This window comes from Pseudonocardia sp. SID8383 (assembly GCF_009864975.1).
Lineage (GTDB): Bacteria > Actinomycetota > Actinomycetes > Mycobacteriales > Pseudonocardiaceae > Pseudonocardia > Pseudonocardia alni.
On the sequence record NZ_WWFY01000252.1, the window covers coordinates 1 to 1426 of the forward strand.

Genomic DNA, 1426 nt, shown 5'->3' on the forward strand with positions numbered 1-1426 from the left:
CGAGCCCGTCGGAGCCGTGCACGTGCCCGGCCCGCCGCTCGAGCCGGTGCACCAGCGGCCGCGCCGCGCCGACCCCCAGCGGGACGTCCGGGCGCCCGGCGAGGGCGAGCAGGCGACCCGCGTTGGGCAGGGTGGCGTCCAGTCCGACGTTGCCGAAGGTGGCGACGACGGCCCGGACGTCCACCTCGGGGCTGCGCAGGGCCAGCACGAGCGCGACGGCGTCGTCGACGCCGGGATCGGTCGAGATGATCAGGGGGCGGGGCACACCGGCGAGCCTACGACCGGCCCGCCGGGGTGATCACTCGCTGCGGGTGGGCTCGTCCTCGTTGTCCGCCTCGACCTCGCGGGCGGCCGCCCCGGTGGCCCCGGAGTCGTCGGTCGTCGCGTCGGGCCGCGGGTTGCCTGCCTTGTCCGTGTCGACGCGGGAGGTGCCGCCTCCTCCGGAGGTCAGCTCGTCGGTGCCGACGTCGGTGCCGTCGTCGGGCTGGCGGTGCTCGCTCACAAGCGGACCTCTCGGGTGGGGTACGGGTACTCGCCGGAGGTACCCGTCGCCGGTGGGGTGCACACGCCTAGTCTCTGCCGGGTGCGACGTCCGCCGATCCCCGACGCCGACCCGGAGCAGGCGAAGCTGTTCAGCCTCACCTCGCTGCGCTGGATCCTGCGCCACCGCGCGTACAGCCCCTGGTACCTGCGGCGGTACTGGCGGCTGGCGAAGCTGCGACTGCGGCACCCGCACGTCGTACTGCGCGGCATGGTGTTCCTGGGCCGGGACGTGACGATCGAGGCCCGACCCGGATTCGGGCGGCTCGAGATCGGCCGCTGGGTGCACATCGGCGACGGCACCGCCCTGCGCTGCCACGAGGGTTCGATGCGGATCGGCGACAAGGTCGTGTTCGGCCGGGACAACACCGTCAACTGCTACCTCGACGTCGAGATCGGCGCGACGACGCTCGTCGCCGACTGGGTCTACGTCACCGACTTCGACCACCGCACCTCCGACGTCCGGCGCCCGATCAAGGACCAGGGCATCGTGAAGTCGCCGGTCCGGATCGGCGAGGGCTGCTGGCTCGGGGTGAAGACCTCGGTGCTGCGCGGCACCCGGATCGGCCCGGGCAGCGTGCTCGGGGCGCACGCGGTCGCGCGGGGGGACATCCCCGCGGAGTCGATCGCCGTCGGGACCCCGGCCCGGGTGGTGCGCGACCGGCGGGCCGACTACGAGGCCGCCGCCGCCGAGCGCGCCGCGGTCGCGGACATGGCACGCAAGGCCGACCGGGCCCTGCAGGCCCGGCTCGACCGGGCCTGAGCCGCGCCGCGGGCTCAGGCGCTGAACAGGTTCCCGGTGGGGATCTTCGGACGGGGGAGCTCCCGCGGCCCGGCAGCGGTGGCGCCGGCGTAGATGCGGGCGGTGTGCCCGGCGATGACCGGC

3 protein-coding genes are annotated in these 1426 nt (G+C 75.0%); 1 reads left to right on the forward strand and 2 read right to left on the reverse strand.

The genetic code is table 11. The features are described 5' to 3' along the window. Together GTW08_RS06135 and GTW08_RS06140 are read right to left on the reverse strand one after the other, a co-directional pair. The coding region (locus GTW08_RS06135; RefSeq protein WP_346009862.1) for a nucleoside hydrolase at nt 1-265 on the reverse strand (265 nt) is incomplete at its 3' end. A gap of 33 nt (nt 266-298) precedes the next feature. Continuing rightward, nucleotides 299-502 (reverse strand): hypothetical protein, encoded by a 204-nt coding sequence (locus tag GTW08_RS06140; protein WP_073578469.1) that lies wholly within the window; start codon nt 500-502, stop codon nt 299-301. Between the two features lie 81 nt (nt 503-583). Here GTW08_RS06140 and GTW08_RS06145 point away from each other — a divergent pair, with 81 nt between their 5' ends. After that, a complete protein-coding gene (locus GTW08_RS06145; protein ID WP_301548989.1) occupies nt 584-1303 on the forward strand; it encodes an acyltransferase in 720 nt (239 codons plus the stop codon). Nucleotides 1304-1426: the final 123 nt, after the last annotated feature.